The 26,694-nt window shown below is 65.4% G+C and carries 24 protein-coding genes; 14 read left to right on the plus strand and 10 right to left on the minus strand.

The features are described 5' to 3' along the window. Window positions 1–32: 32 nt before the first annotated feature. A complete protein-coding gene (thpR, locus tag WDB71_RS12805; protein WP_341501979.1) occupies window positions 33–548 on the plus strand; it encodes an RNA 2',3'-cyclic phosphodiesterase in 516 nt (171 codons plus the stop codon). A 42-nt stretch (window positions 549–590) separates the two neighbouring features. Here thpR and WDB71_RS12810 read toward each other — a convergent pair whose 3' ends face one another. From WDB71_RS12810 to pepB, 3 genes are all read right to left on the minus strand, one after another. Next, window positions 591–2,525, minus strand: a complete 1,935-nt coding sequence (locus WDB71_RS12810) for a S9 family peptidase (RefSeq protein WP_341501980.1) — start codon at window positions 2,523–2,525, stop codon at window positions 591–593. Window positions 2,526–2,632: 107 nt separating this feature from the next. Further along, window positions 2,633–4,564 (minus strand): S9 family peptidase, encoded by a 1,932-nt coding sequence (locus WDB71_RS12815; RefSeq protein WP_341501981.1) that lies wholly within the window; start codon window positions 4,562–4,564, stop codon window positions 2,633–2,635. Between the two features lie 89 nt (window positions 4,565–4,653). After that, window positions 4,654–5,922, minus strand: coding sequence for an aminopeptidase PepB (gene pepB, locus WDB71_RS12820; protein ID WP_341501982.1), 1,269 nt, complete (start codon window positions 5,920–5,922; stop codon window positions 4,654–4,656). A gap of 75 nt (window positions 5,923–5,997) precedes the next feature. Here pepB and sfsA point away from each other — a divergent pair, with 75 nt between their 5' ends. From sfsA to panD, 8 genes are all read left to right on the plus strand, one after another. Then, a complete protein-coding gene (gene sfsA / locus WDB71_RS12825; protein WP_341501983.1) occupies window positions 5,998–6,696 on the plus strand; it encodes a DNA/RNA nuclease SfsA in 699 nt (232 codons plus the stop codon). Window positions 6,697–6,785: 89 nt separating this feature from the next. Continuing rightward, window positions 6,786–7,235: an RNA polymerase-binding protein DksA gene (gene dksA, locus WDB71_RS12830; RefSeq protein WP_341501984.1), complete on the plus strand. Its 450-nt coding sequence runs from the start codon at window positions 6,786–6,788 to the stop codon at window positions 7,233–7,235. Continuing rightward, window positions 7,235–8,095, plus strand: coding sequence for a tRNA glutamyl-Q(34) synthetase GluQRS (gene gluQRS, locus WDB71_RS12835; RefSeq protein WP_341501985.1), 861 nt, complete (start codon window positions 7,235–7,237; stop codon window positions 8,093–8,095). Before dksA ends, gluQRS begins: the two co-directional genes overlap by 1 nt. Before the next feature lie 112 nt (window positions 8,096–8,207). Continuing rightward, complete coding sequence (gene pcnB, locus WDB71_RS12840; protein ID WP_341501986.1) at window positions 8,208–9,539, plus strand: polynucleotide adenylyltransferase PcnB; 1,332 nt, start codon at window positions 8,208–8,210, stop codon at window positions 9,537–9,539. Window positions 9,540–9,580: 41 nt separating this feature from the next. Further along, the gene (gene folK / locus WDB71_RS12845; RefSeq protein ID WP_341501987.1) at window positions 9,581–10,072 is read left to right on the plus strand and encodes a 2-amino-4-hydroxy-6-hydroxymethyldihydropteridine diphosphokinase; all 492 of its coding nucleotides are present in this window, start codon (window positions 9,581–9,583) and stop codon (window positions 10,070–10,072) included. 56 nt (window positions 10,073–10,128) lie between these two features. Continuing rightward, window positions 10,129–10,950: a 3-methyl-2-oxobutanoate hydroxymethyltransferase gene (gene panB / locus WDB71_RS12850; RefSeq protein WP_341501988.1), complete on the plus strand. Its 822-nt coding sequence runs from the start codon at window positions 10,129–10,131 to the stop codon at window positions 10,948–10,950. Window positions 10,951–10,956: 6 nt separating this feature from the next. Then, on the plus strand, window positions 10,957–11,820 hold the full coding sequence (panC, locus tag WDB71_RS12855) for a pantoate--beta-alanine ligase (RefSeq protein ID WP_341501989.1): 864 nt from the start codon (window positions 10,957–10,959) through the stop codon (window positions 11,818–11,820). Window positions 11,821–11,922: 102 nt separating this feature from the next. Beyond that, window positions 11,923–12,303, plus strand: coding sequence for an aspartate 1-decarboxylase (panD, locus tag WDB71_RS12860; RefSeq protein ID WP_341501990.1), 381 nt, complete (start codon window positions 11,923–11,925; stop codon window positions 12,301–12,303). Between the two features lie 204 nt (window positions 12,304–12,507). Here panD and WDB71_RS12865 read toward each other — a convergent pair whose 3' ends face one another. From WDB71_RS12865 to WDB71_RS12875, 3 genes are read right to left on the minus strand one after another with little or no spacing between them, the layout of a single operon-like run. Then, the gene (locus tag WDB71_RS12865) at window positions 12,508–13,170 is read right to left on the minus strand and encodes an SAM-dependent methyltransferase (RefSeq protein ID WP_341501991.1); all 663 of its coding nucleotides are present in this window, start codon (window positions 13,168–13,170) and stop codon (window positions 12,508–12,510) included. Further along, on the minus strand, window positions 13,170–13,943 hold the full coding sequence (locus WDB71_RS12870; RefSeq protein WP_341501992.1) for an ABC transporter permease: 774 nt from the start codon (window positions 13,941–13,943) through the stop codon (window positions 13,170–13,172). The genes WDB71_RS12865 and WDB71_RS12870 overlap by 1 nt, the downstream gene beginning before the upstream one ends. After that, window positions 13,940–14,875: an ABC transporter ATP-binding protein gene (locus WDB71_RS12875; RefSeq protein ID WP_341501993.1), complete on the minus strand. Its 936-nt coding sequence runs from the start codon at window positions 14,873–14,875 to the stop codon at window positions 13,940–13,942. The genes WDB71_RS12870 and WDB71_RS12875 overlap by 4 nt, the downstream gene beginning before the upstream one ends. 75 nt (window positions 14,876–14,950) lie before the next feature. Here WDB71_RS12875 and WDB71_RS12880 point away from each other — a divergent pair, with 75 nt between their 5' ends. From WDB71_RS12880 to WDB71_RS12890, 3 genes are all read left to right on the plus strand, one after another. Beyond that, window positions 14,951–15,259: a hypothetical protein gene (locus WDB71_RS12880; RefSeq protein WP_341501994.1), complete on the plus strand. Its 309-nt coding sequence runs from the start codon at window positions 14,951–14,953 to the stop codon at window positions 15,257–15,259. A gap of 45 nt (window positions 15,260–15,304) precedes the next feature. Further along, window positions 15,305–16,564, plus strand: coding sequence for an efflux RND transporter periplasmic adaptor subunit (locus WDB71_RS12885; RefSeq protein ID WP_341501995.1), 1,260 nt, complete (start codon window positions 15,305–15,307; stop codon window positions 16,562–16,564). Between the two features lie 186 nt (window positions 16,565–16,750). Beyond that, a complete protein-coding gene (locus WDB71_RS12890; protein ID WP_341501996.1) occupies window positions 16,751–19,858 on the plus strand; it encodes a CusA/CzcA family heavy metal efflux RND transporter in 3,108 nt (1,035 codons plus the stop codon). A gap of 26 nt (window positions 19,859–19,884) precedes the next feature. Here WDB71_RS12890 and WDB71_RS12895 read toward each other — a convergent pair whose 3' ends face one another. Continuing rightward, a complete protein-coding gene (locus WDB71_RS12895; protein ID WP_341501997.1) occupies window positions 19,885–22,653 on the minus strand; it encodes an EAL domain-containing protein in 2,769 nt (922 codons plus the stop codon). A gap of 317 nt (window positions 22,654–22,970) precedes the next feature. Between WDB71_RS12895 and WDB71_RS12900 the strand changes: the two genes are divergently transcribed. Further along, a complete protein-coding gene (locus WDB71_RS12900) occupies window positions 22,971–23,231 on the plus strand; it encodes an RNA-binding protein (protein WP_341501998.1) in 261 nt (86 codons plus the stop codon). A gap of 110 nt (window positions 23,232–23,341) precedes the next feature. After that, window positions 23,342–23,992, plus strand: a complete 651-nt coding sequence (can, locus tag WDB71_RS12905) for a carbonate dehydratase (RefSeq protein WP_341501999.1) — start codon at window positions 23,342–23,344, stop codon at window positions 23,990–23,992. A gap of 28 nt (window positions 23,993–24,020) precedes the next feature. On the opposite strand, the gene hpt is transcribed toward can, so the two are convergent. Genes hpt through mpl form a run of 3 tightly spaced genes read right to left on the minus strand, consistent with a single transcriptional unit; the run spans window position 24,021 to window position 26,571 of the window. Then, window positions 24,021–24,557, minus strand: a complete 537-nt coding sequence (gene hpt / locus WDB71_RS12910) for a hypoxanthine phosphoribosyltransferase (protein WP_341502000.1) — start codon at window positions 24,555–24,557, stop codon at window positions 24,021–24,023. Window positions 24,558–24,602: 45 nt separating this feature from the next. After that, entirely contained in the window at window positions 24,603–25,223 is a 621-nt protein-coding gene (locus tag WDB71_RS12915; protein ID WP_341502001.1) for a flavin prenyltransferase UbiX, read from the minus strand. Continuing rightward, window positions 25,216–26,571: a UDP-N-acetylmuramate:L-alanyl-gamma-D-glutamyl-meso-diaminopimelate ligase gene (gene mpl / locus WDB71_RS12920; RefSeq protein WP_341502002.1), complete on the minus strand. Its 1,356-nt coding sequence runs from the start codon at window positions 26,569–26,571 to the stop codon at window positions 25,216–25,218. Before mpl ends, WDB71_RS12915 begins: the two co-directional genes overlap by 8 nt. Between the last annotated feature and the right edge of the window lie 123 nt (window positions 26,572–26,694).

Below are 26,694 nucleotides of genomic sequence, written 5' to 3' on the forward strand. Positions count from 1 at the left end.
TTGAGCCATAGTGTATGCCCGGGAGCCAGAGCATGACCAGCCAGCGCTGCTTCTTTGCCCTTTCCTTGACCAGCCCCCAGCAGAAGTCCCTGGACAAATGGCGCCGTGACGTGCTCGGCGACAGGGCCGGCCGGCCTGTGCCGATGGCGAACTTCCACCTGACCCTGGCCTTCCTGGGTCACCTGAGCCCGGACCAGATCCGCGGCCTCTGCGAGACGGCCGCGGCGCTCAGCTGGTCGCCCTTCACCCTTACCCTGGACAGCTTCGGCCAGTGGCGCCGGGCCGGCATCGCCTATCTGGCGCCCAGTACGGTACCGGAGCCGCTCAGAGCCCTGGCCCTGCAGCTCAGGGAAGCAGGCCGCGATCAGGGCGGCTTCGACGAGACCCGGGACTTCAAACCCCATATCACCCTGTGCCGCAAGGCCCATGGCCATCTGGAGCCGAGCCGGCCGCCACCGCCCATCCGGCTGGCGGTCGATACCTTCGGCCTCTATGCCTCTGCCGACGGCCGTTACGACCGCCTGGCCAGCTTCCCGGCCCAGGCATAAAAAAACGCCTCCCTGGGGAGGCGCTTTCTGCTGTTGCCGGGCTCAGTGACCGATATGCTTGTCCAGGAAGGCCAGCATCTTGGTCCAGAGTTCAACATTGTGCTCGGGCTTGTAGAAGCCGTGCATTTCGTTGTCCTTGACCAGCCACTCGTAGGGGTGCCCCTTCTTGTCGAGGGCGTCACGCAGCGCCTCGGCATGGGAGATGGGCACCCGATAATCCTTGCCGCCATGGACGATGAACACCGGAGCCTTGAGCTTGTCGACGTTGTAGACGGCAGACTGGGCTTCCAGCTCCTTCTCGTCCCGGCCCAGCACCTTTTCCAGGTAGTTGATGCCGGCCTGGCGATCTTCGATATCGCCGTCCTTGTACATCAGCTTGAGGTCATAGACGCCCACATAGCCGATGGTGCACTTGAACAGATCAGGGTAACGGATGGGGTTCATCAGGGCCGCATAACCGCCGTAGGAGGCGCCGTAGACACAGATCCTGTCCTTGTCCACTATGCCCTGCTCAATCAGGTGCTGCACGCCGTCGACCATGTCGTCGATCATCAGGGTGCCCCACTTGCGGTAGCCGGCGGATTGGAAGTCGCTACCAAAGCCACCTGAACCACGGAAGTTGGGCTGCAGCACCGCGTAACCGCGGTCCGCCAGCATCTTCACCACCGGGCTGTAGCGCCACTGGTCACGGGGACCGTGGGGACCACCATGGGGATGCAGGATCAGCGGCAGGCCCTTCTGCTTGCCCTTGGGCAGGGTCAGGTAGGCCTGGATGGACTGGCCGTCCCTGGCCTTGTAGTCGATGGACTCGGTCTTGGCCAGTTGCGACACCTTCAGCCAGGGCATGGCTTTCATCAGCAGCGACAGCTGGCCCTTGCGCTTGTCGAAGAGGTAATAGGTGCCGGGATCCCGATCCGAGCTGGCGGCGATCACGATGAGGTTGCCGTCCCGGGTCTGGGAGGTCATGGACACCCTCTTGCCCGGCAGGGCCTGGAGCAGCCCCTTGAGCATGCGGGCACTATCGTGTTCGGGATCGATCAGCGCCACCTCCGGGAAGCCGGGCTCATAGCCGGCGCCGATCACATGAGTCGGGTAGCCGTCCTCGAAGCCCAGTATGGGGTAGGCATCCACGCGCTCATCCCGGAACAGCAACTCTTCCTTACCGGTGGCCAGATCCAGGGCGACCACGCCCAGGGTGGTGTTGTGCTGATCGGACGCCAGGGCGATGACCCTGTTGTTGTCCGCCATGAAGCCCAGGGGCAGGAAACGCTGCTGGTCGTCGTCGAACTGCTTGAGCAGCTGCCACTCTTCGCCATTTTGTTCGCGGTAGTAAAGCAGCTTGCTGCTGTCCTCGAGGGACTCGCCGATGGCAAAGCGCACGTTACCGTCGTGGTCGGCCAGGCTGGACGCATAGCGTACCGGGGCCCGGGTCACCTTGGTGCGCCTTCCGGAGTAGATGTTGAGCTTGTAGATCTCGGAAAAGGTGGCGTCGCCCCTGGTGAAGCTGTTGGCCTGGATCAGGATGTGCTTGGGATCGTCCTTCAGCCAATGCACCACCTCACCACTGGCACGGCGCCTTTCAACCGCGGCCCGCATCCCGAAGAGCATGATCTTGCGGCTGCCGTCGGCGTTGAGGGCAAACAACTCCCCCGTCCCCGTGGGGGCATCCAGGCCGCCATTGCGCCTTACCAGGGTCAGGACCAGACGCTCGTCGTTGGCCCAATGGAGGCTGCCGACCTCCTCCGGGCCCTTGAAGGTGAAGTAGGTCTTGACGGCATTACCGTTTTCCCGATCCAGGACCGCCAGGATCCGTTCGCCTTCCTCATTGAGCAACACCGCCCCCAGGTACTGGCCCGTGGGCGAAATCTTGATGCTCTTGAAGGTGGCGTGACGGGCGAAGTCTTCCAGCGGCAGGTGACTGCTGGCCAGGCTGAAGAAGCTCATCAAGCCCAGCAACAGCACGATCATTCTTTGCATAATGCATCTCCTTTGCGAAACAAGTTGGCAGAAACAGGCTCGCCATCGCGGTTGGCCTGGCTCTGGTAACACGGATAAGGCAGCGCCCCCGCGCTGCCTTCACAGGCTCAGTGACCGATATGCTTGTCCAGGAAGGCCAGCATGCGCTTCCACAGCTTCACCTTGTTCTCGGGCACGAAGTAACCGTGGCCTTCGTTTTCCTCGTAGTGCCACTGGTAGGGGTAGCCGGCCTTGTCCATGGCGGCCTTCAGGGCCTCGGCGTGCTCTATGGGGGCTATCCTGTCCTTGCCGCCGTGAACCAGCATCACCGCCGCCTTGAGCCTGTGCACATTGTGGGCCGGGGACTGGGCCTTGAGTTTGGCCTCGTCGGTACCCAGCACGGTGTCGCGGAAGTTCTGGGAGCCACGGCCGGCATAGGCGCCCGGCTCGTCGCTGAGCAGCTTGAGGTCGTAGACGCCGGCATCGCCGATGGCGCACTTGTAGAGATCCGGCTCGCGCATGGCGCTCATGATGGCGGAATAGCCGCCATAGGAGATGCCGTAGGTGCAGACACGCTCAGCGTCGACGATGCCTTCCTTGATCAGGTGCTTCACGCCGTCGGTCATGTCGTCGATCATCAGGGTGCCCCAGTTGTGGTGACCGGCCTCCTGGAAGGCGGTGCCGTAGCCACCGGAGCCACGGAAGTTGGGCTGCAGCACGGCGTAGCCATTGTTGGCCAGCATCTGCACCCGCGTATCCAGGCCCCAGTGGTCACGAATGCCGTGGGGGCCGCCATGGGGGTGCAGCACCAGGGGCAGATCCTTGGCCTTGCCCTTGGGCAGGGTCAGCAGGCCATGTATGGTCTGGCCGTCCCTGGCCTGGTAGCTGATGGGCTTGGTCTGGGCCAGCATCTCGGCCTTGAGCCAGGGGCGGGAGTTGATCAGGAAGGCGACCTGTTTCTTTTCCCGGTCGAAGAGATAGAAAGTCGGCGCCTTGACGTCGCTGCTGACGGCAACGACCATCTGCTTGCCGTCCCGGGTCACCGAGGTGGCGGTGACCTGATGGCCGGGGAAGGCCTGTTGCAGATCCTTGAGGTCCTGCACATAGGCGTTGTCTTCGAAGAAGGCGATTTCCGGGTAGTCCAGCTCATAGCTGGCGCCCACCACCTGGTCCGCATAGCCGTTCTTGATGCTGAACAGGGGGCTGACGTCCACCTGGGGATGGCTGAAGATGGACTCCCGCTTGCCGGTGGTCGGATCGAAGATGGCGATGCCCCTGGGGCCCTTGCCGTCGGACTCGAAGCCCACCACCCGCTTGTTGTCGGCCATGAAGGCGATGGGGGTGAAGCCGCCTTCGTTGGCAAAGAAGCTGGCCAGCTCACGCCAGTCTTCGCCATTCTGGTCGCGGTAGACGATCACCGTCTTGTTGTTGTCGTTCAGGTCATTGCCTATGGCGAAACGGGCGTTGCCCTCATGGTCGGCGATCACCGCCGTGCCGCGCACCGGCGCCTTGGTGACCTTGCGCAGGCGACCGGAATTGACGTTCAGCTTGTAGACGGTGGGATAGAAGGCATCCTTCTTGCCAAAAGGCTGGGTGCTGATCAGCACATGGTCGTCATCTTCGGGCAGGAAGTGGATGATGTTGGCACCGGCAAACATCTTTTCCCGCTTGGCACGGTAGCCGAACAGCATCACCCGTTTGGAGCCGTCGGCGTTCATGCCGTAGAGTTCGCCCGTGGGCGAGGGACGCGTGTTGGTGCCATGGTAGCGGGCCACTTCCATCAGCAGCCGCTCGTTGTTGGCCCAGTAGATGCCGCCGACGGAATCCTTGTCCTCAAAGTTCATCACGGAAAGCACTTCCAGCTGCTTGCCGCGCTTGAGCACCACCAGGCCCAAACTGCCGTCGTCCCTTTCCACCTTGGCGGCAAAGTAACGGCCGTCCGGTGAGATCTGCAGCCCCCTGAACTGGCTGTACTTTGCCAGGTCCTCCAGGGGGATCTGGCCCTTGGCCGCAACGGCGGCACTGACCAGGGCCAGCAACAATAGCAGCATCCTTGTCATTATATTTATCTCCGCAATTAACAAAACGGACACAAGATACCAAAAAGGAGGGCAAAAGCCCTCCTTTTTCATCCACTAGTGCCTAACAATCAGTCATTTAACAGCGTTGCGGCTATGGTGCGGATACCGCGGGCTGTGCCGCCGGCGGCCCAGAGGGCATTGCCCCTGTCGTTGAAGCAGGCGGCCAGATCCAGGTGCAGCCAGCCCTTGCCGTCATCACGGACGAAGCGGGACAGGAAGCCGGCGGCGTTGGAGGCACCGCCCATGCCGCCGCCCTTCTGGGGCCGGCTGTTGGCGGTATCGGCGTAGTCGGAGGGACACTCGAAGCGGTGGAAGGGCGCCAGCGGCAGGCGCCAGGTCGGCTCCTGCTCCTTGGCGGCGGTGGCCAGCAGCTGCTGGCTCAGCTCGTCGTCCAGGGAGAACAGGGCGTTGTAGTGGCTGCCCACGGCCATCATGGCGGCACCGGTCAGGGTGGCGGCGTCAATGATGGTGTCGGCGCCGGACTCGCTGGCGGCGATCAGGCCATCGGCCAGCACCAGGCGGCCTTCGGCGTCGGTGTTGACGATCTCGACGGAGGTGCCGTTCTTGTAGGTGAGGATGTCACCCAGCTTGTAGGCATGGCCGGAGATCAGGTTCTCGGCGCAGCACAGGATCAGGCGCACCCGCTGGTTGAGGCCGCGCAGTATGGCCAGGGCCAGGCCGCCGGTGACCATGGCGGCACCGCCCATGTCGGCTTTCATGTTCAGCATGCCTTCGGACGGCTTGATGGAGTAACCGCCGGAGTCGAAGGTGATGCCCTTGCCCACCAGGGCGCTGGCTACCGGGGTGTTGTCGTCGCCCGGGTTGTAGTCCAGCACCAGCATCACCGGCGGGCGCTCGGAGCCGCGGCCGACGTTGTAGATGCCAACCCAGCCCTGATCCAGCAGCGCCTCGCCGGAGATCATCTGGTAGCTGATCTTGTCACCGGCAATGCCCTTGAGGAAGGAGGCCGCTTCCGAGGCCAGCACCTGGGGCGACTTGTACTCCGGGCTCTGGTTGGTGATGTCGCGCACCCAGCGGGCCACCTTGAAGCGGGCGTCCAGCTCGGCGTCGTCACCGGCCCAGCGCAGCTGCTCCTCGCCCAGGGTAGACATGTAGCCTTCGGCGAAGGCCCACTGGCTCTCCCTGTCCCAGTCGCCGGACAGCTGGACCTGGGTGACCCCCTGAGTCCTCAGGCGGCGACCGGCCTGCTGGATGCGGCTGCGGTCGCCGGCGGCGTGGATCCGGGCCTCGGCCTGGTCAAAGCTCAACAGGGCCTTGTCGCCCCAATGGGCCTGGGCGGCCTCGTTGCTCAGGCTCACGCTCAGCCAGTCACTCATGCGGTACTCCTCGGTTGCTTGATGGAAAACGCTTTCAGTTTACACTAGTGGACTTTGCCAACCCAGACGGTGCCCATGAAGTTCGATCCCCCCCTGGAGGCGGGCCGCCTCATCAAGCGCTACAAGCGCTTTCTGGCCGACGTGGACAGCCCCCGCGGGCCGCTGACCCTGCACTGCGCCAACACCGGGGCCATGACCGGCTGCGGCAGCCCCGGCGACCGCATCCACTATCGCTATGCCCCCAGCCCCAAGCGCAAACTGCCGGGCAGCTGGGAACTGACCGAGACCGTTCAGGGCCATTTCATCTGCATCAACACCGCCCGGGCCAACCAGCTGGTGGCCGAGGCCCTGGCCGAAAAACGCATCCCGGAGCTGGCCTGGGCCACCGAGATCCGTGCCGAGGTCAGGTGCGAACAGGGCAGCCGCATCGACTTTCTGCTCAGCGATGGAAACCGCCGCTGCTGGCTGGAGGTCAAAAGTGTCACACTCTTGAAAGACAATGGCCTGGGTGCCTTTCCCGATACCGTCAGTGAAAGGGCGAAGAAGCACCTGGATGTATTGGCAGCTCGGATGAAGGAGGGGGACGAGGCGGCACTGCTGTTCGCTGCCCTGCACACCGGCATCGAGCAGGTGACGGCAGCGGCGGACATCGATCCCGCCTATGCTCAGAGGTTAACCGAAGTGGCGGCAGAAGGACTCAAGGTCCTGGCCGTCGGGGCAAGCATCACCCCGGGCGAGATGCGACTCGACCAGAAACTGAAGGCGGTGCTCTAGAGCGTTGCCATGGTCATGGCAATCTGCTATAGATAGCCGCCTTGTAGAGCTGAGGGCTCACATTCTCGTGCGTGATTAGGAGAATCAGCATGGCTGAAGCCAAGAAAAAGAGCTCCCTGGGCGTACTGGCCATCGCCGGTGTAGAACCGTACCAGGAGAAGAAGGGCGAAGAGTACATGAACGACGCCCAGCTTGACCACTTCCGCAAGATCCTGGAAGCCTGGCGCAAGCAGCTCAGAGAAGAAGTCGACCGTACCGTTACTCACATGAAGGACGAAGCGGCCAACTTCGCCGACCCCGCCGACCGTGCCTCCCAGGAGGAGGAATTCAGCCTGGAACTGCGTACCCGCGACCGGGAGCGCAAGCTGATCAAGAAGATCGAGAAGACGCTGCAGATCATCGAAGACGGTGACTACGGCTTCTGCGAGTCTTGCGGCATCGAGATCGGCATCCGCCGCCTCGAAGCCAGGCCCACTGCCGAAATGTGCATCGACTGCAAGACCCTGGCCGAGATCCGCGAGAAGCAAATGGCCGGCTGATGTCGGCCTACCTCGGGCGCTTTGCGCCCAGCCCGTCCGGGCCGCTGCACTTTGGTTCACTGGTGGCGGCCCTGGGCTCCTTCCTTGACGCCCGTGCCAATCAAGGCCAGTGGCTGCTCCGCATCGAAGACATCGATCCGCCCCGGGAAATGCCCGGTGCCGCCGAGCGCATCCTGCGTACCCTGGAGGCCTTCGGCCTGCACTGGGACGGCCAGGTGCGCTACCAGTCGGCGCAATCAGAACGTTATGACGCCCTGCTGGCGCAGCTGCGCCGCGATGGCCTGATCTACCCCTGTGCCTGCACCCGCAGGCAGATCAAGGTCCAGGGCCTGCACCAGCGGAACCACTGCCAGCCCGTCCCCCGGGGCGAGGCGGCGGCGCTGCGCTTCAAGAGCGACAATCCCGTCTACCACTATCAGGATCGGCTGCTGGGCCAGGTGCGGATCCCGGACCAGTTGGCCCGGGAGGATTTCGTCATCCACCGCAAGGACGGCCTCTACGCCTACCAGCTGGCGGTGGTGGCCGACGACATCGACCAGGGCATCACCCAGATCGTGCGCGGCAGCGACCTGCTGGAGGTCACCGGCTGGCAGCTGTCCCTGTACCAGGCCCTGGGCGCCAAACCCTGCAGCTACCTGCACCTGCCGCTGGCGGTGGCCGCCAACGGCCTCAAGCTGTCCAAGCAGAACCACGCCCCGGCCGTGAACGACGACGATCCCGTGCCGGCGCTGCGCTCAGCCCTGGCCTTCCTGGGACAGCCGGCGCCGCCGACGGACCTGGACCGGGATCGGCTGCTGGCATTCGCCATCGATAACTGGCAGGTGCAGGCCATTCCCAGGCACAGCCAGGTCATTGACTGAGCAAGCATGTTCTCAAAATGGCCAGGCTCGGTTATTATTTGCGCCTCTCTCGAGGTACCCAACACCACAGGTGAATACCATTATTTCCCGAGTCATTGATTTTTGCCGCCGCATGGTAGGTAGCGACCAGTCCCAGAACGACGTCACCATCATCCCCAGGGACAAGCACCCCATCAGCCGCAAAGACATCAGCGAAAACGCCCTCAAGGTGCTGTATCGACTGCACAAGGGCGGCTACAGGGCCTTCCTGGTCGGCGGCGGCGTCCGCGACCTGCTGCTGGGCCTGCACCCCAAGGATTTCGACGTGGTCACCGACGCCACGCCGGAAGAGGTCAAGCGGCTGTTCCGCAACTGCCGCCTGGTAGGCCGTCGCTTCCGTCTGGCCCATATCCTGTTCGGCCGCGAGGTCATCGAGGTGGCCACCCTGCGCGGCAGCCTCAGCGACGATCCCAAGGCCCATCGCAGCGACGAAGGCATGCTGCTCAGGGACAACGCCTATTCCGATTCCGTGGAAGAGGACGCCCTGCGCCGCGACTTCACCCTCAACGCCCTCTACTACGACATCGCCGACTACAGCATCCATGACTACGCCAACGGCATGAAGGCCCTCAAGGAACGCAAGATCGAGCTGATCGGCGATCCCGAGACCCGCTACCGGGAGGATCCGGTGCGCATGCTGCGGGCGGTGCGCTTTGCCACCAAGCTGGACATGAGCATTGCCCCGGCCACCGCCAGGCCGATCCGCGAGCTGGCGCCGCTGCTGGACGACATTCCGCCGGCCAGGCTGTTCGAGGAATTCCTGAAGCTGTTCATGGCCGGCCACGGCCTGGACAACTTCCGCATGCTGCGGGACTACGGCCTGTTCCAGCGCCTGTTCCCCATCCTCGGCCAGGCCCTGGAATACCCCAAGGCCGAGGCCTTTATCGAGCTGGCGCTCAAGGGCACAGACGAACGGGTCCGTGACGAGCGCAAGACCACCCCCGCCTACCTGCTGGCTGCCTTCCTGTGGCCGGTGCTGGAGACCCGGGCCCAGGACATCCTGGTGGAATCCGGCCTGGCCTCCTACGACGCCTACCAGATCGCCATGAACGAGGTGCTGGACGACCAGTGCCGCCGCATCGCCATCCCGCGCCGTTTCAGCACCACCATGCGCGAGATCTGGAGCCTGCAGCTGCGCCTGGACAAGCGTGCCGGCAAGCGCGCCCAGCGCCTGTTCGAGCACCCCCGCTTCCGGGCCGCCTACGACTTCCTGGAGATGCGTGGCGAGGTGGAAGGCGGCGAACTCAAGAAGCTGGCCCAGTGGTGGCACGACTTCCAGGACAAGGACCAGAGCGGCCGCCAGAAGCTGGTGGCCGAGGTCCACGGTGGCGAGCGTGGCCGCGGCAAGCGCCCCCGCCGCCGGCGGCGCCGCCCCCAGGGCAGCCAGGCCCCCAGCCATGGCTGAACGGCTTGATGCCGGCCGGGGCTTTTCACGGGCCAGCCGCCATGGCTGAGCTGGCCTATATCGGCCTGGGGGCCAACCTGGCCCAGCCGGCCAGGCAGCTGCGCCTGGCCCTCCATGCCCTGGCCGCCCTGCCCGGCAGCAAGCTGCTGGGCGCCTCCTCCCTCTACCACAGCGCCCCCATGGGCCCCCAGGACCAGCCCGACTACGTCAACGCCGTGGCGGCCCTGGAAACCGAGCTCGAGCCCCTGGCGCTGCTGGACGCCCTGCAGGCCATCGAGCGGCAACAGGGCCGGGTCCGCAAACGCCGTTGGGGTGAACGCACCCTGGATCTGGATCTGCTGCTCTACGCGGGCCGGGAAATCGACCATCCCAGGCTAACCCTGCCCCACCCCGGGCTGACCCAGCGCCCCTTCGTGCTGGCGCCCCTGTGCGAGCTGGCCCCGGCCCTGACCCTGCCGGGTGGCGGCTGCCCCCATCGCCATCTGGCCGAGTTGCCGGCAGGCGGCCTGCGCCGGGCCGGCCCGGCCCTTTGAGCCAGGCGCCGACTGGGTTAGAGTAAGCCCCCTAAACCCAAGCCAGTGATCAGGCCATGAGCAAGCTCAACGAAGCGGCCCTGCGCAAGCGCGTCAGCGTCGCCACCCTCAACAAGATGAAGGCGGACAAAGCCAAGTTCGCCATGATGACCGCCTACGACGCCTCCTTCGCCAAGCTGTTCGACGAGGCCGGCGTCCACCTGCTGCTGATCGGCGACTCCCTGGGCAACGTGATCCAGGGCCAGGACGACACCATAGGCGTCAGCGTGGCCGATATCGCCTATCACACCCGTTGCGTCAAGGCCGCCAGCCGCTACGCCCTGGTGGTGGCCGACATGCCCTTCATGAGCTACGCGACCACGGAGCAGGCCTTTGCCAGCGCCGCCGAGCTGATGCGCGCCGGCGCCCAGATGGTCAAGCTCGAGGGCGGCGCCTGGCTGGCCGACACCGTCCGCGCCCTGACCGAGCGCGGCATCCCGGTCTGCGCCCACCTGGGCCTGACCCCCCAGTCGGTGCACCTGATCGGCGGCTACAAGGTCCAGGGCCGCACCCCGGAGCAGGCCGAACAGATGCTGGCCGACGCCCTGGCCCTGGAGGCCGCCGGCGCCCAGCTGCTGGTGCTGGAGTGCATCCCCAGCGCCCTGGGCAAGCGCATCAGCGAGGCGCTGAGCATCCCGGTGATCGGCATAGGCGCCGGCCCGGACACCGACGGCCAGGTGCTGGTGATGCACGACATCTTCAACATCAGCGCCGGCCACATCCCCAAGTTCTCCAAGAATTACCTGGCCCAGGCCGGCGACATGCAGGCCGCCGCCCAGGCCTTCGTTCAGGAGGTGGCCGAGGGCCGCTTCCCGGCCCCCGAACACTGCTTTGAGTAAGCCGCCATGAGAACCGTCAACACCGTCGAGGCCCTGCGTGGCCAGATCAAGAGCTGGCGCCAGGCCGGCGAGTCCATCGCCTTCGTGCCGACCATGGGCAACCTCCATGACGGCCACCTGACCCTGGTCAAGACCGCCCGCAGCCGAGCCGACCGGGTGGTGGTGTCGATCTTCGTCAATCCCATGCAGTTCGGCGCCAACGAGGATCTGGGCAGCTACCCCCATACCCCCGAGGCCGACGCCAGCGCCCTGGTGGAGGCCGGCGTGGATCTGCTGTTCCTGCCCAGCGCCGAGGTGCTCTACCCCAACGGCCTGGACGCCCACACCAAGGTGGAAGTGCCCGGCCTGTCGGCGCTCTACTGCGGCGACAGCCGCCCCGGCCACTTCCGGGGCGTCACCACGGTGGTGTGCAAGCTGTTCAACCTGGTCAGCCCGGATCTGGCGGTATTCGGCATGAAGGACTACCAGCAACTGGCCATCATCCGCCGCATGGTGGCGGATCTGGCCATGGACCTGGACATCGTCGGCGTGGACACGGTGCGCGAGAAAGACGGCCTGGCCATGAGCTCCCGCAACGGCTACCTGAGCCCCGAGGAACGCGCCAGGGCCCCGGCCCTCCATGCCTGCCTCCAGGCCCTGGCCGCCAAACTGAGGGGCGGCTACGACAACTTCGACGCCCTGATCGCCGCCGGCAAGAAGCAGCTGGGAAAGGCCGGCTTGGTCCCGGACTACCTGCACATAGTCCATGCCGACAGCCTGGAAAAGGCCGCCAAGGGCGATGAAAAACTGGTGATCCTGGCCGCCGCCCAGCTCGGCCGCGCCCGGCTGATCGACAACCTGGTGGTGGATTTGCAGCCAGGGGCCAATTAGTTTATATTTCGCCGACCTCGGGGCGCAGTCCGTATGTTGCCTGACGCCAAGTTAGATTTAGCCTGACGCCAAGTTCAGCCGCGAAGAGGAATAAGGTAAGCCATGCAAAGAGTTATGCTGCAAGGCAAGTTGCACCAAGCCCGCGTTACCCACGCCGTGCTGGAGTATGAAGGTTCCTGCGCCATCGACCAGGATCTGCTGGATGCCGCCGGTATCCTGGAATACGAAGAGATCCAGATCTACAACATCGACAACGGTGAACGCTTCACCACCTACGCCATCAGCGGCGAGCGTGGCTCCAAGGTCATCTCCGTCAACGGTGCCGCCGCCCACAAGGCCGGTGCCGGTGATCGCGTCATCATCTGCGCCTATGTCCGCCTGGATGGCGAAGAGGTGAAGAGCCACAAGCCCAGCCTGGTGTACCTGGACGCCCAGAACAACATCGTCCGCACCAGCAAGGACATCCCGGTTCAGGTTGCCTGATCCCGCCCCCTTGCATAAAAAAACGCCGGCATCGCCGGCGTTTTTTTATTCCTGCATCCACCACAAATAAAGCAGCTCGGTGGCCAGCACCAGGCCTATCCCGACGCCCACCACGAACAGTTTTACCTTGGCCAGATCCTTCATCCTTTCGCTCCCCAAAATGCCGTCCCTGGCCTAAAGCCTAGACGGCGTCCGGAAATGGCGCTAACGGGCCAGGGTCGCCAGCAGCTGCCAGCAGGCCTGTCCGGAGTCCTGGTACTTGCGCTCGAAGGGGGTGATGGGCTCGCCCTCGGGCACGGGCTGCACCCTGCTGTCGACGCCCGCCAGCGCCAGGGCCCGGGCGAATTCCAGCACATAGGTCTGCCAGTTGGATCTCAGCTCCAGGGCGCCGCCCAGCGCCAGGATATGGGGGAAGGTGGGGCCGCCGTGCCAGCGCCGCTGCAGGTGCTTGGCCTTGGGCCAGGGGTTGGGATAGAGCAGGTAGTGGTGGTCGAGCCGCCAGCCGGCGTCCAGCCCTAAGCGCCAGAAGTCGTCCAGATCCGCCTGCACCACCAGGTAGTTGTCCCGGCCGCTGGCGTAGTGCTGGTGTTTGTTGATGCGGTGCGCCGACTTGTCGACGCCGATCACCAGCGCCTCCGGGTGGCGCAGGGCCAGCCTGGCGGTGCTGTCGCCGACGCCGCAGCAGGAGTCCAGCACCAGGGGCCGCTCGGCCCCCTTTTCCCGGCGCCAGGCCTCCACCGCCTCGAAGGCGTCCACCGTGTGCTGCTGGTAGGGCTTCCTGAAGGCGCTGGCCAGGTGCTTTTGCACCACCTCGTCGAGCTTGTCGTTGAGGCCGTCCTGGTTGGAGATGACGATACGCGAGCCCATCAGTGCCTGAGCCCCACGCCGCGGCTGATCAGCACATGGGCCAGCGAATACAGGGCCACCACGAACACCCCCAGCACCACGAAGGCCTGCCATACCGGCACGTCGGACACGCCCAGAAAGCCGTAGCGGAAGGCGTTGACCATATAGAGGATGGGGTTGAACTGGCTGACGAATTGCCACACCGGCGGCAGCAGCGAGATGGAGTAGAAGACCCCGCCCAGGTAGGTCAGGGGCGTCAGCACGAAGGTGGGGATGATGGAGATGTCATCGAAGCTCTTGCCGAAGATGGCGTTGAGCAGGCCGCCCAGGGAGAACACCATGGACGTCAGCAGCACCGTGGCCACCACCACCAGGGGGTGCTGGATCTCGATGTCGGCGAACAGCAGCGACACGCAGGTGACGATGATGCCCACCAGCAGGCCGCGGATCATGCCGCCGGCCATGTAGCCCAGGATGATGATGCTGTTGGGCAGGGGCGCCACCAGCATCTCCTCGATGAAGCGCTGGAACTTGGCAGAGAAGAAGCTCGAGGCCACGTTGGAATAGGAGTTGGTGATCACCGACATCATGATCAGGCCCGGCACGATGAACTCCATGTAGTCGAAGCCGCCCATCTGGCCGACCCGGGAGCCGATCAGGCTGCCGAAGATGATGAAGTACAAGGTCATGGTGATGGCCGGCGGCACCAGGGTCTGCACCCAGATGCGCATGAAGCGGTTGATCTCCTTGGTGACGATCGATTTCAGGGCGATCAGGTTGCGTTCCCGGCTCATGCCTTGGCCTCCCGTCCGTCTTCCACCAGTCTCATGAACAGTTCCTCCAGTCGGTTGGCCTTGTTGCGCATGGACAGCACCTCCACGCCCTGGGCACTGAGCTGGGCAAAGAGCGGGTTCAGGCCAGCCTCCTTGGCCACCTCCACCTCCAGGCTGTGGTCGTCCAGCAGCTGGCACTTGAAGCCGTCCAGCACGGGTTTCGGGCCGTTTGGCGCCAGATCCAGCACGAAGGTCTCGGTATTGAGCTTGGCCAGCAGGCCCTTCATGCTGGTGTTCTCGATGATGCGGCCGTGGTCGATGATGGCGATGTCGCGGCACAGCATCTCCGCCTCTTCCAGGTAATGGGTGGTGAGGATGATGGTCAGGCCCTGCTGGTTGAGCTTGGTCAGGTAGCGCCACATGGAACGGCGGATCTCGATGTCGACGCCGGCGGTGGGCTCGTCAAGGATCAGCAGCCTGGGCTGGTGGACCAGGGCCCGGGCGATCATCAGCCGCCGCTTCATGCCGCCGGACAGCTCCCGGGTACGGGCGTCGCGCTTGCCCCAGAGATCCAGCTCCTTGAGCAGTTCCTCGGCCCGTGCCAGGGCGGTCTTGCGGGGCACGCCATAGTAGCCGGCCTGGTTGACCACCACCTGCAGCACCGTCTCGAACAGGTTGAAGTTGAACTCCTGGGGCACCAGGCCCAGGGCGCTCTTGGCCGCCACCGGGTTTGTGACCAGATCATGGCCGAAGATTTTCACGCTGCCGCCGGTCTTGTTCACCAGCGAGCTGAGAATGCCTATGGTGGTGGACTTGCCGGCCCCGTTGGGGCCCAGCAGGGCGAAGAAGTCGCCCTGGCGCACCTGCAGGTCGATGCCCTTCAGGGCCTGCACGCCGCCCTTGTAGGTCTTCTTGAGATCGTGGATATCCAGCGCAAATGGCGTATTCGACATGCTTCCTCCGCGTTGCGAGGGGGCATTATACGCCAAGGGCTGGTCATTGGCTTGGTGTCTATTTATACTGCCGACATGCTGAGAATCCTGGTTATCCTGCTGACATTGATGGCCTTTTCCCCCGGCCAGAGCCTGGCCATGGGCGAAGGACGGCACCCGTCCGCCCATGCCGCCATGGACATGACCGCCATGGCCCATGACTGCTGCCAGGACAGCATGGACGATTGCAACGGCGACTGCGACATGGGCTGCCACCAGGCCCCCATCAGCCTGCCGGGGCTGGGCACCGGCCCTGCCCCCCTGGTCCAGGGCCCGCTGCTGGCCGCCGTGGCCGCCCCCCTGAACCCGGGCCCCGAGCCCCCCCTGAGACCACCACGCCCCTGATCCTCTTTCCAAGCACTGCTTTTCGTTTTTTGCAGAGGATCACCCATGCCTTTTTACAAGCTATTGGCCCTTGGCCTGCTGCCGCTGCTGGCACAGGCGGCCGAACCCCATGAACACCAGCACCAGGCCAACCCGGTGCTGGCAGCCCAACCAGGCGCCCTGCCCGGCCAGGAAACACCGGCCAGCAAGTACGTCTGCCCCATGCACCCGCACATCGTCCGCGCCGAGCCCGGCAGCTGCCCCATCTGCGGCATGACCCTGGAGGCGGTGGCCATGGACAGCCGGGACGACGGCGTCAGCGTCACAGTGCCGTCCGAGATGCAGCAGAACCTGGGGGTGCGCACCGCCGAGGTGCGCCGCGGCACCTTCTGGCGCTACATCGAGACCGCCGGCGAGGTCCGCTACGACGAGACCCAGGTCCGCCATGTCCACGCCCGGGCCACCGGCTGGGTGGAGGAGCTGGCGGTGAAGGTGGAAGGGGAGCCGGTCAAGAAGGGCCAGCTGCTCTACCGCCTCTACGCCCCCGAGCTGGTGGCCGCCCAGGACGACTTCCTGCAGGTGTTCCAGGCCTACGGCGACCAGCCCCAGGGCCGCGGCAAGCGCCTGCTGGCCAAGGCCCGCCAGCGCCTGCGCCTGCTGGGCCTGGACGACGGCACCATAGCCGCCATCGAAAGGCGCCGCGAAAGCTTCTACACGGTGCCGGTCTATTCGCCCATGGACGGCATCCTTTCCAAGCTCAACTTCCGCGAGGGCATGTACGTGGATCCGGGCCTGGAGCTGATGACCCTGGTGGATCTGTCCCGGGTCTGGGTGCTGGCCGACGTCTTCACCGACCAGCACGCCTGGGTCCGGCCCGGCATCAGCGCCGACATCCAGGTGCCGGCCCTGGGCATCGCCACCCTGGAGGGGGAGCTGGACTACCTCTACCCGGAGCTGGATGAAAGCACCCGCGCCCTCAAGGCCCGCTTCGCCTTCCCAAACCCCGACCTCAAGCTCAGGCCCAACATGCTGGTGGACGTAAAGATCTACGGCGGCGCCGAGCGCGATCTGCTGTTGATCCCGGAGGAGGCGCTGATCATCACCGGCAGCGAAAACCGGGTCATAGTCCGCCAGGGCGAACAGTTCCAGGCCCGTACAGTGCAGGTGGACAAGGTCGGCCAGGGCGACGCCGTCATCCTCAGCGGCCTGATGGAGGGCGAGGAGGTGGTCACCTCCGGGCAGTTCCTGATCGACGCCGAAGCCAGCCTCAAGGCGGCCATTCAACGGCTCGGCCAGCCGGCCACGACCGGCCACCAGCATCATTGAGGGAAGCGACATGAATATGCCTTTCCTGGCCGCCTGCGGCCCTGAAACCCATCAACGGCTCGGCCAGCCGGCCATGACCGGCCACCAGCATCATTGAGGGAAGCGCCATGACTCTTTATTTCCGAACCGCAGGCTACCTGAAGCCAGCCTGCGCCTGGACCGGCCACCAGCACTGAGGAGACAGCCATGCTCAAGTCCTTGATCCTGGGCTGCCTGCGCCACAAGGCCCTGGTGCTGCTGCTGGCCGCCCTGTCGGCCCTGCTGGGCTGGCAGGCCATGATGCGCACCCCCCTGGACGCCATTCCGGATCTGTCCGACGTCCAGGTCATAGTGCGCACATCCTACCCCGGCCAGGCGCCGCAGCTGGTGGAGGAGCAGATCACCTATCCGCTGTCCACCACCCTGCTGGCGGTGCCCGGCGCCGCCACGGTGCGCGGCTATTCCTTCTTCGGCGACTCCTTCGTCTATGTGCTGTTCGAGGACGGCACCGATCCCTACTGGGCCCGCTCCCGGGTGCTGGAGTACCTCAACCAGGCCAAGTCCAGGTTGCCGGCCGGGGTGGAGCCCACCCTGGGCCCGGACGCCTCCGGGGTCGGCTGGGTCTATGAATACGCCCTGGTCGACCACAGCGGCGGCCAGGATCTGGCCCAGCTCAAGACCCTGCAGGACTGGTTCCTGAAGCTGGAGCTGCAGGGCCTGGAGGGGGTCTCCGAGGTGGCCACGGTCGGCGGCCTGGAAAAGAGCTACCAGGTGGTGGTGGATCCGGTGCGCCTGGCCGGGCTCGGCCTCAGGCTCGGTGACGTGGCCAGGGCCATCACCCGCGCCAACCGCGACGTGGGCGGCTCGGTGCTGGAGATGGCCGAGGCCGAATACATGGTGCGCATGCGCGGCTACCAGCGCAGCCTGGACGATCTGCGCCGCCTGCCCCTGGATCTCAAGAGCCCGGCCGGCATCCCGCTGCAGCTGGAGGACGTGGCCCATGTGCGCCTGGGACCGGCCATGCGCCGCGGCATCGCCGAGCTGGACGGCCAGGGCGAAGTGGTCGGCGGCATCATCGTCATGCGCAGCGGCGAAAACGCCCTGGCCACCATAGCCAGGGTCAAGGCCAGGCTGGCCGAGCTGAGCCAGGGCCTGCCGGCCGGGGTGGAGATCGTACCCACCTACGACCGATCCCAGCTGATCCGCAGCGCCGTCGACAACCTCTCCAGCAAGCTTATCGAGGAGATGATCGCCGTCGGCATCGTCTGCCTGCTGTTCCTGCTCCACGCCCGCTCCACCCTGGTGGCGGTGATCACCCTGCCCCTGGCCATACTGCTGTCCTTTATCGGCATGAAGGCGCTCGGCGTCACCGCCAACATCATGAGCCTGGGCGGCATCGCCATCGCCATCGGCGCCCTGGTGGACGGCGCCATCGTCATGATCGAGAACGTCCACAAGCACCTGGAGGCCTGGCAGCACGACAGGGGCGAACCGGCCCGGGGCAAGGATCACTGGCGCCTGGTGGGCCAGGCCTCGGTGGAAGTGGGCCCGGCGCTGTTCTTCAGCCTGCTGATCATCACCCTGTCCTTCGTGCCGGTGTTCAGCCTCCAGGCCCAGGAAGGTAGGCTGTTCGGCCCCCTGGCCTTCACCAAGACCTTCGCCATGGCCGCCGCCGCGCTGCTGTCAGTGACCCTGGTGCCGGTGCTGATGGGCCTGTTCATCCGCGGCAAGGTGCCCTCGGAGCGGAGCAACCCCATCAGCAGGGTGCTGATCTGGCTGTACCGGCCGGTGCTGGGCTGGGCCCTCAAGGCCCCCTGGCTGACGGTGCTGCTGGCCCTGGCCCTGACCCTGTCGGCCTGGTATCCCTGGCAGAAGCTGGGCTCGGAGTTCATGCCGGACATGGCCGAGGGCGATCTGCTGTACATGCCCACCACCCTGCCCGGCATCTCCATCGGCAAGGCCCAGCAACTGCTGCAGCAGACCGACCGGCTGATCAAGACGGTGCCCGAGGTGGAGCGGGTGTTCGGCAAGGCGGGCCGGGCCGACACCGCCACCGATCCGGCGCCTTTGACCATGCTGGAGACCACCATAAGGCTCAAGCCCAGGGAACAGTGGCGCGACGGCCTGACCCTGGAGCAGCTGGTGCAGGAGCTGGATCAGCGGGTCAAGGTGCCGGGCCTGACCAACGCCTGGGTGCAGCCCATCAAGACCCGCATCGACATGCTCTCCACCGGCATCAAGACCCCGGTGGGGGTGAAGATCACCGGCCCGGATCAGGCCGAGCTGCAGCGCCTGGGCGAAACCATAGAGGGCGCCCTGGCGGCCCTGCCCGAGACCCGCTCCGCCTTTGCCGAGCGCCCGGCCTCGGGCCGCTATATCGACATAGTGCCGAACCTGGCCAGGGCGGCCCGTTTCGGCCTGAGCCAGGCCGATATCGCCGAAGTGGTGCGCTTCGGCATCGGCGGCGCCCAGCTCGACGAGATAGTGGAAGGGGACGAGCGCTACCAGCTCACGTTGCGCTACGGCCGCGATTGGCGCGACCATATCAGCCGGCTCAGGAAGCTGCCCCTGGCCGCCGAGGGCCGCCAGGTGACCCTGGGCGAGATCGCCGACATCCAGGTGGTGGACGGCCCGCCGGTGCTCAAGAGCGAGAACGGCCGCCTCACCGGCTGGGTGTTCGTGGACATCCAGGGCGCCAGCATCGGCCAGTACCTGGCCAAGGCCAGAGTGGTGCTGGACGGCATTGCCCTGCCGCCCCGCTACAGCGTCAGCTTCGCCGGCCAGTACCAGTACATGGAGCGGGCCAAGGCGCGGCTGTTCACGGTCACGCCCCTGGTGCTGGGCATCATACTGGTGCTGCTGTACGTGATCTTCCGGCGCCTGGACCAGAGCCTGTGGGTGCTGGGCTCCCTGCCCCTGGCCCTGAGCGGCTCCCTGTGGCTGCTGTACTGGCTGGACTTCAACCTGTCGGTGGCGGTGGCCGTGGGCATGATCGCCCTGGCCGGGGTGGCGGCGGAATTCGGGGTGGTGATGCTGCTCTACATCAACAATGCCCTCCAGGCGTTGCCGGCGAACGCCGGTCCCGAGCAAAGACGAGCCGCCATCATGGACGGCGCCGTGGCGCGAATTCGCCCCAAGGCCATGACGGTGGCCACCATACTGGCCAGCCTGGTGCCGATCATGGCCAGCGACGGCACCGGCTCCGAGGTGATGACCCGCATCGCCGCGCCCATGCTGGGCGGCATGATCACGGCGCCGCTGCTGAGCCTGCTGCTGCTGCCGGTGCTGAGCTGGCTGCAACAGCGCCACAAATAAGAAAGGGGCCGTCCGGCCCCTTTCTCTTACAGATAACCCCTTTGCAGCAGGGCCGTCACCTGCTCCGCCGCCATGGGGCGGCCGAAGTGGTAGCCCTGGGCATGGTCGAAGCCCTCGGCCAGCAGCACCGCCAGCTGCTCGGTATTTTCCACCCCTTCCGCCACCACGCTCAGGTCGAGGCTGTGGGCCATCTGCACTATGGCCCGGACCAGTATCCTGGCCTGGTCGTCCTCGCCGAGGCCGGACACGAAGGATCTGTCCACCTTAAGGGTGTCCACGGCGAAGCGCTTGAGGTAGCTGAGGCTGGAGTAGCCGGTGCCGAAGTCGTCTATGGCCAGCCGGACATCCATGGCCTTGAGCTGGCGCACCACCTCCAGGGTGGCGCCCACGTCCTGCATCAGCAGGGATTCGGTCAGCTCCAGCTCCAGCTGCTGCGCCGGCAAGCCGGTGCGGTTGAGGATCCCGGCCAGTTGCGGCAGGAAATCCTCCTTGCTGACCTGCTTGACCGACAGGTTGACCGCCATGCGGCCGTCGAAGCCCAGCTGCTGCCGCCAGCTGACCATCTGGGAGCAGGCCTCTTCCAGCAGCCAGCGGCCCAGGGACAGGATCAGCCCGGTCTCCTCGGCCAGGGGAATAAAGCGTGACGGCGGCACCTCCCCAAGCTGAGGGCTGCTCCAGCGCATCAGCGCCTCCACCCCGACGATGCGTCCCGAGCCCAGGGCCACCTGGGGCTGGTAATGCAGGCTCAGCTCGCCGTTCTTGAGTGCCTGCCTGAGCGCCGCTTCCATCTGCAGCCGCTCGCAGGCCTGCTGGTCCATGGCCGGGGTGAAGAAGCTGAAGGCGCCACGGCCGCTGTCCTTGACGTGGTACATGGCGGTATCGGCCTTCTTGAGCAGGGTCTCGAAGTCCTCGCCGTCGTCCGGGTAGAGGGCGATGCCGATGGAGGTGCCGATATTGAGGCTGTAGTCCTGGACCTGGAAGGGGCTTTCGAACTGCTCCAGGATGCGCTCGGCGATGTAGGCCACCTCGGTGCTGTCACTGATGTTCTGCAGGATCAGGATGAACTCGTCGCCGCCCTGGCGGCTCAGGGTGTCGCTGCTCCTGACCAGGTGCTCGAGGCGCGCCACCACCGCCTTGAGCAGTTCGTCGCCTATGCCGTGGCCCAGGCTGTCGTTGATGCCCTTGAACCTGTCCAGATCCAAAAACAGCACCGCCAGCTGCTGATTCTGGCGCCGGGCCTGGGACTGGGCCTGGTTGAACCTGTCTTCGAGCAGGGCCCGGTTGGGCAGGCCGGTGAGGGGATCGTGGTAGGCCAGGAAGGCGATGCGCTCCTCGGCCTCCTTGCGCTCGGAGATGTCGGAGAACACCGCCACATAATGGCTGGGCTGGCCCTGCTCGTCATTGACCCTGGTGATGGACAGCCACTGTGGATAAATGTCGCCGTCCTGGCGGCGGTTCCAGATCTCCCCCTGCCAGAAGCCCTTGTCGTTCAGCGCCTGCCACATGGCCTCGTAGAAGCTGGGCTCATGGTTGCCGGGGTCGAAGATGGCCGGCTTCTGGCCCAGCACCTGCTGTTCGCGGTAGCCGGTGATCTGGCTGAAGGCGGCGTTGACGGCCTGGATGCGCTGCTCGGCGTCGGTGATGATGATGCCGTCGCGGCTGGCCTGGAAGACGGTGGACATCAGCCGCAGCTGGGCCTCGCTCTTGCGCCTCTGGGTCATGTCCCGGCAGGCCAGCAGTATGTACTGGGTGCCCTTGTCGCTGAACAGACAGCCGGAGACCTCGGTCTGGATCACCGAGCCGTCGGTGCGCCTGAAGGGCACCAGCAGGTTGTGGATCTGGCCCTGCTCCTTCAGGGCCTGGACCAGGGCCTGGCGATCGCCGTCGTCGCACCAGATCCCCAGCTCCAGGGCGGTACGGCCGATGGCCTCTTCCCGCTTGTGGCCGCTGGCCTGCTCCCAGAGGGCGTTGACGTCCACATAGGTGCCGTCGCTGGCGCGGGTGATGCTGAGGATATCCGGCAGCACCTGGAAGATGCGCTTGAACAGCTGCTCCTGCTCCAGGCTGCGGTCATGGGCGGCCTTGAGCCTGTTGTCGGCTTCCGCTTCCTGGTCCAGCAGGGCGTTGAAGCAGTCGGCCAGCTCCCCGATCTCGCTGTCGAGCTCCAGATGGGTCCGGGCCTGCAGATCGCCCTCGGCGCGGCGGCGGATCACCGCACCTATATGCTCCAGGGGCAACAGCAGCTGGCGGCTGAGCAGCCAGTAGAGCACCAGGATCAGCGCCAGGCTGGCCATCACGCTCATCAGCACGATACGCCAGAAGATGCCGTTGCCGTCATGGTTGAGGGCCCGGCCGTCCAGCCAGGCCAGCAGCAGCGCCTGGTCTTGCCCGGACGCCAATGGCCGCACGAACAGGGCCTGGTCGCCCTGGTAGATGTCGAGGGGCTCGGTGCCCAGCACCTGGTCGGTGGGCAGCCAGAGGTCGGCCAGCTGCTGCAACCCCTGGCCCTGCTGCGCCGGCTTCGAGCTGGCCAGGATGCGCTGGTCGTCGCTGCGCACCAGCACCAGGGCCCGGATCCCGCTCTTGCCGGCCAGGGCCGCCAGCGACGGGGCAGGCTCGGCCCGCACCAGCTCGGCCAGCAGATCAGCCTTGTCCGCCAGCCGGCCCTTGAGCACCTGCTGGTCCAAATGGTGTTCGACCAGCCCGAAGCCCAGGCTGAGCAGCATCACCAGGCTCACCATGGGCAGCAGCAGCCTGAGCCGCAGGGACCTGCCCCGGCCAAGTTCACGCCTCACCAAGGGCGCTCCCCGGCGGCAAGGGTTGGGACCGGCCGAGGCGGTCGGCCCCGGTTCTGAAGGATGTCTGCATGGCATGGCCAGAAGGCGGAATATGCCTGAAAGCTTAACATGCTCATGGGGTTATGGGGCAGTTGGGCGCCGTGCCGAGCCCGCTTGTGGCTCGCAAAAATTTCATCCTTGCTGCACAGATTTTGAGCTATAGTGGCCTGCGATGGGGCTGCCGATGCCCCGCCCATCTGGCTTGGTCTGGCGTGCTATTGATCGGGTCGGCATGTGAAAGGAATCAATAGCACGACGAAAGTGAGACCGATCTGATGAACCTGTTCGTTTCCAACCTGCCCTTTAACACAGAGTCCGAGAACCTGGCCGAGCTGTTCAGCCAATTCGGCGAGGTGAGCCGCGCCCACATCGTCAAGGACAAGGAAACCGGCCGTTCCCGTGGCTTTGGCTTCGTCGAGATGGCCGACAACGCCATGGGTGAAGCCGCCATCAAGGGCCTGGATGGCCAGGAATACGAAGGCCGCCGCCTGGTGGTCAACGAAGCCCGCCCCCGCGAGCAGCGTCCCCGCCGCTAAAATTCTGTAAAACCCGGCAAATTGCCGGGTTTTTTTCAGACACTGCTCGGCTTTCTTGCCCGGCCCGCTCGGGGTAGACTCGCTCAAAAGTGAGTAGTGAGAGCCATTGCATGACGACACCGAATCGCCTGCTTGCCAACAACAGGGAATGGGCCGCCCGTCTGCGTGAGGACGACCCCGCCTTCTTCGAACGCCTCAGCGAACGCCAGAAGCCGCACCTGCTGTGGATCGGCTGTGCCGACTCCCGGGTGCCCGCCGAACAGCTCACCGGCCTGCTGCCGGGTGAACTCTTCGTGCACCGCAACGTCGCCAACCAGGTGCTGACCACCGACATCAACTGCCAGGCGGTGATCGAGTTCGCCGTGCTCAACCTCAAGGTCAGGCACATCATCGTCTGCGGTCACTACGGCTGTGGCGGCGTCATGGCCGCCCTGACCGGCGGCGCCGAGGGCAACCTGGGCCAGTGGCTGCTGGATCTGCAGGAGGTGGCCCAGCGTCACGAATCCCTGCTGAACGGCCTCAGCGACGAGGACAAGGTCAACCGCCTGTGCGAACTGAACGTGCTGGAAGGGGTGACCCGGGTCTGCCGTTCCCCGGCCCTGCAGAAGGCCTGGGGTGCCGGCCAGGAAGTGTCGGTGCACGGCTGGATCTACGGCCTGGCCGACGGCGAACTCCAGGAGCTGGGCCTGACCGTCAGGGGCAACGACGACATCCAGACCGCCCGGGACAAGGTGCTGGGCAGCTACTTCAGCGAAGCATGAAAAAAGGAGCCGGCCGGCTCCTTTTTCGTTACTGGTCTTCCAGCGACACCACTATGCCCACATAGGGCAGGTGGCGGTAGTTCTGCGCCCAGTCGATGCCGTAACCCACCACGAATTCGTCGGGAATGGTGAAGCCGATGAAGTCCACATCCACCTCCACTTCCCGGCGCTCGGGCTTGTCGAGCAGGGTGCACAGCTTGATGGAGGCGGGCTCGCGGGTCTTGAGGATCTCCACCACCTTGGACAGGGTGTTGCCGGTGTCGATGATGTCCTCGACGATGACCACGTGGCGGCCGCCGATGTCGTCGTCGAGATCCTTCTTGATCTTGACGTCGCGGCTGGATTCCATGCTGTTGCCGTAGCTGGACACCGTCATGAAGTCGAACTGCACGGGCATGCTCATGGCCCGGGCCAGATCGGCCAGGAACACCACCGAGCCGCGCAGCAGACCCACCAGCACCACGTCATCGCCCGGCTGATAGCTCTGCTCTATCTCCCTGGCCAGCTCGGCGACCCGCGCCTTGATGTCCGCTTCACTGATGAGGGTCTCTACCCGGTGTTTCATGCTTGTCTCCCCTGAGTTTCAAGGCGGCAAGGATACAAGAAAGGCTCAGCGGTCTCCACCATAGCCCCAGCGCGGCACCAGGCCCTGGTCGATGCCCAGATGGTCCAGGATCCGCGCCACCATGAAGTCCACCAGATCATTCAAGGACTTGGGCTCGTGATAGAAGCCGGGCGCCGCCGGCATGATGGTCACCCCCAGGCGGGCAAGCCCCAGCATGTTCTCCAGGTGGATGGCGGAAAAGGGCGTTTCCCGCGGCACCAGCAGCAGCTGGCCGCGCTCCTTGATCACCACGTCGGCGGCCCGCTCGATGAGGTTGTCGGAGGCGCCGCTGGCGATGGCCGACAGGGTGCCGGTGGAGCAGGGGCAGACCACCATGTATTTCGGCGCCGCCGAGCCCGAGGCCACCGGCGAGAACCAGTCGTCCTTGCCATGGACCCTGAGCTGGCCCGGCTCGGCCTTGAAGCGCTCTGACAGCAGCGCCTCGGCCGCCTCCGGCTTGCCGGGCAGCTTGAGCGCCACCTCGGTGGCCAGCACCACCCGCGCCGCGGACGACACCAGCAGGTGCACCTGCCAGCCGGCGGCCAGCACGCATTCCAGCAGCCGCAGGGCATAGGGGGCGCCGGAGGCGCCGGTGATGGCCAGGGTCAGGCGCTTGTCGTCAACCATATTTGGCCTCCAGGGCGGCCAGCAGCTTGCCGTGGATGCCACCAAAGCCGCCGTTGCTCATGATCAGGATGCTGTCCCCTGCCCTGGCCTCGGTCACCAGGGCCGCCACCAGGGCGTCGATGTCCTGGTAGGCGCTGGAGGGAACGGCGGCCTGTTCACACAGGCCCGGCACCGACCAGTCGATGCCGGGCGGATCGAACCAGTAGGCCAGATCGGCGCCGTTCATGCTGTCGGCCAGCTGGCCGGCGTGTACGCCCCGCTTCATGGTGTTGGAGCGCGGCTCCAGCACCGCCAGGATACGCTGCTCGCCGACCCTGGCCCGCAGGCCCCTGAGGGTGGTGTCGATGGCGGTGGGATGGTGGGCGAAGTCGTCGTAGACGCGGATGCCGGCCACCTCTCCCTTCAGCTCCATGCGCCTGGCCACGTTGCGGAAGCTAGCCAGGGCCTCAATGCCGTTTTGCACCGGTACCCCGGCGTGGCGGGCCGCCGCCAGGGCGGCCAGGGCGTTGGCGACATTGTGCTCGCCCAGCAGCTGCCAGTGCACCCGGCCGGCAAGCTCGCCGTCCACGTACAGGTCGAACACAGAGCCGTCTTTTTCGATGAGTTCGGCCCTGAAGGCCTCGCCCATCTTCTCCACCGGCGTCCAGCAGCCCATCTCCAGAGTGTCGGCGATGTTCTGGTCGTCGGCCGGGCAGATCACCTTGCCCTGGCCCGGCACCATCCGCAGCAGGTGGTGGAACTGCCTCTGGATGGCCGCTAGATCGGCGAAGATGTCTGCGTGATCGAACTCCAGGTTGTTGATGACCAGGGTCCGAGGCCGGTAATGGACGAACTTGGAGCGCTTGTCGAAGAAGGCGGTGTCGTACTCGTCGGCCTCCACCACGAAGAAGGGCGCCTGGCCCAGGCGGGCGGAGATGCCGAAGTTGGCGGGCACGCCGCCCACCAGGAAGCCGGGCGCCAGCCTGGCGTCTTCAAGGATCCAGCTCAGCATGGCGGTGGTGGTGGTCTTGCCGTGGGTGCCGGACACCGCCAGCACCCAGCGGTCCTTCAATACGTGCTCGTACAGCCACTGGGGCCCGGACACATAGGGGATGCCCTGGTCCAGCACCGCCTCCACGCAGGGGTTGCCGCGGCTCATGGCGTTGCCGATCACCACCAGATCGGGCCTTGGCGCCAGCTGGGCGGGGTCATAGCCCTGGGTCAGGGTGATGCCGGCCGCTTCCAGCTGGGTGCTCATGGGGGGATAGACGTTCTGGTCGGAACCGGTCACCCGGTAACCGAGCTCCCTGGCCAGCATGGCCAGGCCACCCATGAAGGTGCCGCAGATGCCGAGGATGTGAATATGCATGGCTGTGTTCTGTGTGCTTGCTCTGGGGCTAGTGTACCAGCCCAGGCTGAACGGCGGCAGTCGGCGGCTGCCAGCGGCCGCGAAATCGTTTACAATGCGCCCCGCCAAGATCCTAGCCGAGAT

It is taken from the genome of Gallaecimonas sp. GXIMD4217 (genome assembly GCF_038087665.1).
Lineage (GTDB): Bacteria > Pseudomonadota > Gammaproteobacteria > Enterobacterales > Gallaecimonadaceae > Gallaecimonas.